At 44.3% G+C, this 7,469-nt stretch carries 10 protein-coding genes and 2 pseudogenes; 6 read left to right on the forward strand and 6 right to left on the reverse strand.

The features are described 5' to 3' along the window. Both F6K37_RS44830 and F6K37_RS44835 read left to right on the forward strand, forming a co-directional pair. A pseudogene (locus F6K37_RS44830) lies at positions 1-68 on the forward strand (hypothetical protein); the annotation flags it as partial. Further along, positions 64-165: pseudogene (locus F6K37_RS44835) on the forward strand (hypothetical protein); the annotation flags it as partial. The pseudogenes F6K37_RS44830 and F6K37_RS44835, both read left to right, overlap by 5 nt. A gap of 98 nt (positions 166-263) precedes the next feature. On the opposite strand, the gene F6K37_RS27600 reads toward F6K37_RS44835, so the two are convergent. Beyond that, positions 264-410 carry a hypothetical protein gene (locus tag F6K37_RS27600; protein ID WP_287253603.1) on the reverse strand — a complete coding sequence of 49 codons (147 nt, stop codon included), beginning with the start codon at positions 408-410 and terminating at the stop codon, positions 264-266. Between the two features lie 102 nt (positions 411-512). Between F6K37_RS27600 and F6K37_RS27605 the strand changes: the two genes are divergently transcribed. Together F6K37_RS27605 and F6K37_RS27610 are read left to right on the forward strand one after the other, a co-directional pair. After that, entirely contained in the window at positions 513-1,100 is a 588-nt protein-coding gene (locus tag F6K37_RS27605) for a Uma2 family endonuclease (RefSeq protein ID WP_287253604.1), read from the forward strand. Between the two features lie 122 nt (positions 1,101-1,222). Further along, positions 1,223-2,014 (forward strand): DUF4058 family protein, encoded by a 792-nt coding sequence (locus F6K37_RS27610; RefSeq protein WP_287253606.1) that lies wholly within the window; start codon positions 1,223-1,225, stop codon positions 2,012-2,014. Positions 2,015-2,042: 28 nt separating this feature from the next. Here the strand turns inward: F6K37_RS27610 and F6K37_RS27615 are convergent, their stop codons facing one another. The 4 genes from F6K37_RS27615 to F6K37_RS27630 all read right to left on the reverse strand — a co-directional run bounded on the left by F6K37_RS27615 (position 2,043) and on the right by F6K37_RS27630 (position 3,591). Beyond that, positions 2,043-2,195 (reverse strand): hypothetical protein, encoded by a 153-nt coding sequence (locus tag F6K37_RS27615; RefSeq protein ID WP_165691842.1) that lies wholly within the window; start codon positions 2,193-2,195, stop codon positions 2,043-2,045. Positions 2,196-2,263: 68 nt separating this feature from the next. Beyond that, a complete protein-coding gene (locus F6K37_RS27620; RefSeq protein WP_287253608.1) occupies positions 2,264-2,800 on the reverse strand; it encodes a Uma2 family endonuclease in 537 nt (178 codons plus the stop codon). Positions 2,801-2,977: 177 nt separating this feature from the next. Continuing rightward, the gene (locus F6K37_RS27625; RefSeq protein WP_008179751.1) at positions 2,978-3,259 is read right to left on the reverse strand and encodes a type II toxin-antitoxin system RelE/ParE family toxin; all 282 of its coding nucleotides are present in this window, start codon (positions 3,257-3,259) and stop codon (positions 2,978-2,980) included. Further along, positions 3,256-3,591: a hypothetical protein gene (locus tag F6K37_RS27630; RefSeq protein WP_008179749.1), complete on the reverse strand. Its 336-nt coding sequence runs from the start codon at positions 3,589-3,591 to the stop codon at positions 3,256-3,258. Before F6K37_RS27630 ends, F6K37_RS27625 begins: the two co-directional genes overlap by 4 nt. A 124-nt stretch (positions 3,592-3,715) precedes the next feature. Between F6K37_RS27630 and F6K37_RS27635 the strand changes: the two genes are divergently transcribed. Further along, complete coding sequence (locus F6K37_RS27635; protein ID WP_271970300.1) at positions 3,716-4,537, forward strand: Rpn family recombination-promoting nuclease/putative transposase; 822 nt, start codon at positions 3,716-3,718, stop codon at positions 4,535-4,537. Then, positions 4,515-5,036, forward strand: coding sequence for a hypothetical protein (locus F6K37_RS27640; protein ID WP_287253611.1), 522 nt, complete (start codon positions 4,515-4,517; stop codon positions 5,034-5,036). The genes F6K37_RS27635 and F6K37_RS27640 overlap by 23 nt, the downstream gene beginning before the upstream one ends. Here the strand turns inward: F6K37_RS27640 and F6K37_RS27645 are convergent. After that, a complete protein-coding gene (locus F6K37_RS27645; protein ID WP_008179744.1) occupies positions 4,955-6,022 on the reverse strand; it encodes a hypothetical protein in 1,068 nt (355 codons plus the stop codon). The genes F6K37_RS27640 and F6K37_RS27645 overlap by 82 nt on opposite strands. Positions 6,023-7,469: the final 1,447 nt, after the last annotated feature.

Consider the following 7,469-nt stretch of genomic DNA (forward strand, 5'->3'; position numbering starts at 1 on the left):
CGGTCAGCGGTCAGCGGTCAGCGGTCAGCGGTCAGCGGTCAGCGGTCAGCGGTCAGCGGTCAGCGGTCAGCGGTCAGCGGTCAGCGGTCAGCGGTCAGCGGTCAGCGGTCAGCGGTCAGCGGTCAGCCTTCAGCTAAAAGCTCACGCTATGGAACCGTCAGCTGATGTAACAGAGATTAAACCAATGCTTATTTGTTTTATTCAAAAGCACCATCTGTACCGCATTAGCTGAGAGCTGAGAGCTGAGAGCTGAGAGCTCTCAGCTAAAGGCCTACGGCTACGCTACGGGAATAGCTTTGGAATAAAACAAGTAAGCATTGGAATAATGCTGAGTTACCTCCCAGGGTCGTTCGCACAGCGTGGCCATTCGCGTAGCGTGGCCGAAAGGCCAAGGCCAAAGCCTGTGCCACAAGGCACCTCAAGTAGCGTGAGCTTTTAGCTCACGGCTGACGGCTGACGGCTGAATGCTTACACTAGAATTATCAAAAAAATGGCTTCTTAGGAAAACTCCGATGACTGCCACTACTGCACTGCTTAGCCTCGAAGACTACTTAAGCTACAACGATGGCACTGATCGGCGTTATGAACTGGTGAATGGGGAACTGATTGCCATGTCTCAACCCAAAGGAAAACATGGTGCAATTACTGAGTTTCTCAACGATCAATATCGGGCTGAAATTCAGGTTCAGGGGTTAGCCTGGGTTTCTAAGCAAGGGTTTATTGCAATCGAGTCGCCCCGTGGGGGACGTTGGGATACAGCGCGGATTCCAGATGTGACGGTGGCAACACTGGAGCAATGGGAGGGAATGCTGGATCGAGAGGCGATCATTCGTCTCAACGAATCGCCACCTTTTTTGGTGGTTGAAGTGGTTAGCGATTCGACTCGGACGACGGATTATCGCAGTAAACGAGTGGAGTATAACTTGCTGGGGATTCGCGAATATTGGATTGTCGATCCCCTCAAAAAGCAGGTTGTGGTGTTGCAGTTGGTGGATGATCTTTATGAGGAAACGGTTTTTGTGGGGGATGAGTTGATTGAATCAACTATTTTTCCGGGGTTGCAGCTTTCGGCACAGCAAGTGTTGAATGGTGCGCTTTAGAATAAGTAATAAGTCATAGACTTTTAGCCATCAGCCGTTAGCTATCAGCTGTCAGCTAAGTTCTAAAAGCTGAATGCTGAATGCTCTAAGTTCAACCCTCTAACCACCGAGGAGGAAATTTTATGCCTTCCCCTTTTCCAGGGATGAACCCTTACCTAGAACATCCAGAAGTTTGGCCAGGAATACATTTGTTACTTATTGGCGAGCTGGCTAAATTCCTTTCTCCTCAACTGCGTCCAAAATACAGAGTTGGTGTTGAAGTGCGCATGTATGAAACTATTGGTGAACAATCATTGCTCGTTGGCATTCCGGATTTAACTGTCAAAGGTTCACAGGTGACAACTAAACAACTAATAACTAATGTTGCAGTTGCACAAGCTCCAACTCAACCCCAAACGGTACAAGTTCCTGTACCTGAAACTATTAAACAAGGTTATTTAGAAGTGCGAGAGGTAGCTACCAAGGAAGTAGTAACAGCTATTGAAATACTCTCTCCCATTAATAAACGTTCTGGAGAAGGACGCAAGCAATATGAAAGTAAACGAAATAAAGTCTTAGGCAGTTTCACTCATTTAGTAGAAATTGATTTACTGCGTAAGGGACAACCAATGCCAGTTTATCACAGCAATATTGAAACCCATTATCGAATTTTAGTCAGTCGAGGAGACCGTCGTCCTCAAGCTGATTTGTATGGATTTAATTTACCAGCTCCTATCCCCTCATTTCCGTTACCGCTGAAGTCTGGAGATACAGAACCATTAGTAGATTTACAGTTATTATTGAATAATATCTACGATCAAGCCAGTTATGATTTACTCATAGATTATAATCAAGAACCACTACCGCAATTGTCGGAAGAGGATCGGGTTTGGGTTAATACATGGTTAACGGAGCGAGAATTGCGATCGCACTAGGGTGGGGTAAGCATTCAGCGGTCAGCAGTCAGGCGTAGGGTGGGCAAATAATCTTTGAAACACCATTTGATCCGTTATCATGTCCATTTGCCCACCCGACAAGATCAGCGATCGCACTACAAGAGTGGTCAGCAGTCAGGCGTAGGGTGGGCAAATAATCTTTGAAACACCATTTGATCACTTATCATGTCCATTTGCCCACCCGACAAGATCAGCGATCGCACTACAAGAGCGAATAATCCCCCTCATTTATCGCTGTCGGGTCATGGCAATTACTGCTTCCACTGTAAAGTCTGAGATAGTGTCAAGGGTGGGGAGTATATCAGTTCCGGCAAACACCAGTGGTAGTTCCTGGTTTTCCCAAACCCAGATTTGCTGTCGCTGAATATCGATTAGCCAAGCCAGCTTAGTCCCGTTGCTTAAGCAGTGCAGAATTTTGTTCTGTAGGTCTAATGTGCTTTGGTCAGGGGAGCGAATTTCAATTAACCAGTCTGGTGAACCTTGCAGGGGGCGATCTTGATCCCGGATGCGATCGCGTTTAACAACCACAATATCTGGTACAGGGGATAAGGGAGGAATGATGCACCGGAGTTCTTGAATCGCAACGCAAGCATGGGTTTGATTGTTGATGGCGTTTACAAGGTTACGCTGGAGGCGGGAATGAAACAATGTTGGCATCGGTTTTTGCTTCGGGTGTCCATGGATGAATTCCCAAGCAGGAGAAGCTTCTATGTTGGGTTGTTGGAGAAAAGCGTCTAAGGAGTTAGTAATGCTAGGTGATTGCATAATTAAGTTAGCTGAATAATGCTTAAATGATCCCTATCCAACAAATATTTCATGGCTCGTCTTGCGCTTCGAGGGGTAGGGTGGGCAAATAATCTTTGAAACACCATTTGATCACTTATCATGTCCATTTGCCCACCCGACAAGAGCGTAGGCACTACTCTACAAGCTCGCCGTCAGCTAATATACTTCATCATGAGAACCTAAATTAAGCAACAAAATAGCTTCTTCAGAATCTTCAGGATTTTCGATAAATTCAAATAAAATACGGTAGCTGTAGTCAATTGAACATGACCAGATATTGGATAAATCGCCTTTAAGTTTGTGGGTGTGTAAGCTAGGATGAAATGGATCTTCTGCTAACTGACGCACGGTTTTCTCAATTAGTGGTCTAAAATCTGGTCTTTTACGAAGTATTCGCTTTAAACCTCTTAGTGATTGGGGTGTCCAAGCAATTTTCATGGTTGATCGAGTTCTTCTAAGAATTGATCAACTGAGCCAAATTTTACTTTACCTTCCGCTAATTCTTGGCGAATTTCTTTGATTTCTTGCAATAGTATTTCTCTCCGTTGTAGATGGAATCTTTTGAGAAGAGTATCGAGTAATATCTCTTGCTCTTCTAAGGACAATTTTTCAACGGTTTCAATCGCTTGCTGAAAGGCTGAGGTTTTGAGCATACTTTCAAGATGATTTCCGGTTTTTTCTATTTTATCAAAATCAGCAGGGAGTAGGGTGGGCAAATAATGAATGTGGGGTAGGGTGGGCAAATAATTAAAGAAAGGCCATTTGATCACGAATCATGTCCCTTTGCCCACCCTACTACAAGAGCGATCGCACTTAAAGCAGCCCATTTCTTTCATGAATCAGATAGGATTGCTATATACTTAGAGTATACCACTTTTAGTGGAGAGCTAAGTAATGACATTTATCAGCCCTAAAACCGACTTTGCCTTCAAAAAAATCTTTGCCTCCCAGGAAAGTAAACCGATTCTGATTAGCTTTCTCAATGCTCTTGTCTACCACAATCAACCTCTGATCCAAGATTTGGAAATTATTGACCCTTATCAGTCTTCTCCTCTTCCAATCCTCAAAGACTCTTTCCTCGATGTGAAGGCCAAACTGAGTAATGGTTCTTTGGTGATTATTGAAATGCAGGTTTTGCAGGTAGAATCCTTTGCTAGACGAGTTTTATACAATGCTACTAAAGCTTACTCTCTACAGTTAGGTAAAGGAGAAGGCTATCGTTATCTCAAGCCAGTGATTGCTCTGACGATTACCGATTTTGTCATGTTTCCTGAGCATAATCAGATAATTTCTAATTTCAAGTTACGAGAAGAAACTACCAACATCAGCTACATCGAAAATCACTTAGAGTTAGTGTTTGTGGAACTACCGAAGTTTGAGAAGCAGTTGGAAGAGTTAGACCAACTCGATGAGTTGTGGATGTATTTTTTAAAAAATGCGCCTTCCTTAGAGACGGTGCCACCGCAAATGGCGCAACTACCAGAGTTTCAACAGGCATTTGGAATTGCTTCTGAGGCAAATTTAAGTAGGAAGGATTTGGAGGAATTAGGAAAAAGAGAGATGTTTATTCATGACCAACAAGGGCTAGTGATTTTTGCTGAGAAACAAGCTAAGCAAGAAATAGCACAGCAGCTTTTGCCTTTGTTAGATAATGAAACAATTAGTCAGACTACTGGCTTACCTGTAGAGGAAATTGAGAAGCTGCGAGAAGGCTAAGGGTAAGCTATCAGGGGTAGGGTGGGCAAATAATGAAAGTTTGGCAATTTCATCAGTTATCCTGTCGATTTGCCCACCCCACAAGAGCGATCGCACTTTTACCCAACAAACAACAGAGGCGATCGCATGCCGTAGGGTAGGGTGGGCAAATAATGAAAGTTTGGCAATTTCATCAGTTATCCTGTCGATTTGCCCACCCCACAAGAGCGATCGCACTTTTACCCAACAAACAACAGAGGCGATCGCATGCCGTAGGGTAGGGTGGGCAAATAATGAAAGTTTGGCAATTTCATCAGTTATCCTGTCGATTTGCCCACCCTACAATATCAGAGCGATCGCACTACATATAGTATATTATGCGATCGCACTACAGAAAACCTGCTCGCACCAAAATTGTCAGAAGTTCGGTAACCGAGTCTACTTGCCAGTCAGGTTATTGTGGGTGATAGAGATGTTGTCCCAACGGGCACCATTGGCCGATGTGGAGAAGGCAACATAACCCCCAGAGCTACGCATATCATTGATACTGAAGGCGTTAACAACATTGGTGACTGTGTTTGTCAAAGTTACTGAAATTGTAGAGCCGTCATCGGTGAGAAGCAGGTGGACTGGGTCGTCCCAAAAACTATCTCCTCCCGGTGGATCTTTACGGAAAAACTCCATGAAGGGGCCACCGAATGAGACTCCAGTATGGCCATTTTGGAAGTTATGCAATCGCAGGTATATTCCGTTACTTGGTTCGTCAAAGGAACCAGAAGGAAGTCCGTCACCACGAACTTGAAGAAAAGCAATTTCGTTAGCCGGAGTGAAAGTAATGTCTGCCTCAATTGTGAGTGGATTGTCAATACTCGGTTTGAGATTAGATGCTACAGTACGAAGGGTTCCGCGATTAGTCACACTTGCCCAACCAGCATCAGTGGCATTCCCGGTTCCACCTCCGATCTCGAAATTTGCTGAATCAAAGGTCCCACCGGTGAAATCTTCAGTAATGGAGTCTGGTTCAGAACATTTTGACGTGTATACACGGCATTTTTGATTTACCGAATCCAAATTCCAAGCTCCGCAGTTCACAATTGCAGCACATCGATCACCACACTGTTCATAGGTTCCCGAAAATGGTTCAATCGTACGAATTCTAGAAATAGCTTTACAAGTTTCTGCGGTCCCAGGAGGTATAAATCCCCATCCACCGGAGGGGTCTGGTTCAGAACATTCTGACGTGTATACACGGCATTTTTGATTTACCGAATCCAAATTCCAAGCTCCGCAGTTCACAATTGCAGCACATCGATCACCACACTGTTGATACGTTCCCGAAAATGGTTCAATCGTACCAATTCTAGAAATAGCTTTACAAGTTTCTGCTGTCCCAGGAGGTATAAATCCCCATTCAAGTGTGTCAACCTGAGCATTCCCGACTGCGTAGAATGCAGTAAACAAAACTACAACAACGAGGGTAAAAATATATTTTGTTATTTTCAACATCAGCTTAATCCTGATGAACAATAAAAGTATGAAGGAGAAGCATTGCTTGCCTGGTGCATCTCAGTTTTGCAATTAGGCAAAAATTCGGCATAAAATTCCCACACTCCTCGCGCCCGGGCCCCACACTCCCCGCGCCCGGGCCCCACACTTGAGATCTTTTTTACAAATATGAGATGCACCCGGTGTGGCCAGGTAGGGAGTCACCTGTCTCCTCAGGGGTGGGGTTTTCACCCACATCCAAAAGATAGTTAGAAATTTTGAGGGTGTATCCGATACTTTTTAGCTACCAAAATCTACCAAAAGCAAATTCTGGCTCGCCAATGCAAGATGCTTTCACATCCAGGGGGTATCTCCCAAAGCTCTTACGGAATATCCCGCGAGCGCCATAAAAATGTCAACAAATTTGGTTCCACCGGGATAGACAGTGCAACTATTAAACCCTTGGTTTTCGGTTTTAATTTAAGTTACATAATAATCTCTGTCGGTGTTACCCTAATTTAATTCTAACAAATAATAAAAGTTTTTGGTATACTCTGCAACATTTTCTCTAGCGGTTTACTAACCCTCGCGATTCCCCCAGCTCATACCCCTCTAGTTTCTAGAGGCTCCTAGCTGGAACGAGCCGCACCTGCATCCAATCTTCTTCTAGAACCAATCACTCTGGAGTCTTTCTTTTTTTGAGCTATTGTCCTAGAGGTAGAGTTAGAATATTTCGGTTTATAGGTATGAGTCCGCATAGCTAGTTCTATTTACCTTGTACCCTTGAAGAAAACAATACCAGTCGATCACATGGGTGCATCTCACTTTTGTAAATGTTCGTAGGGTGCGTTAGGGACGGGGGAGCCCTTATTTTCTTGGTAGCCAGTGTTAGGACAATCCGTCCCGTAACGCACCACCCAAACGGCAAAAATGAGATGCACTCGATCCCACCGTCTTCTAGGAGCGCGACATGGCACCCCAAACTTTAACCAACTGGTATCATAGTAATTATAGTTATCTGTTACAAGAAATCGAGCCAGTTTGTAACTATTTATAAAAGTACATAGAAGGTTAAAAAAATCCACAAAGCGTTACATAATTTGGCTCCGATACATCTGCCTTGGCTGAACTTTGTCGCTAATTCCATCTCTCCCCATTTGAAAGGGATATCCTGCTAATGGGTGGGCAAATTGGGACGGCTGAGATGAGACAACTTAAGAGGCGTTGCTGCTCGGGTGCATCTCATTTTTACTGTTTGACCCGGTGGTGCGTTACGGGACGGACTTTCCCAACATTGACGACCGATAAAATGAGTGCAAGCCCGTCCCTAACGCACCCTACTGGACTGACACAGCTAATTTGGTGCATTAGAATCTGCCATCTCTTCCTCTTCAAACACTGGATAAAGATGTTTAAGTTTGACTCTGGCATCCGGGGTTGAAAAATGCCAAATTACTTGACTGGCTGT

The sequence above is a fragment of the Moorena sp. SIO4E2 genome, from assembly GCF_010671945.1.
GTDB lineage: Bacteria > Cyanobacteriota > Cyanobacteriia > Cyanobacteriales > Coleofasciculaceae > Moorena > Moorena producens.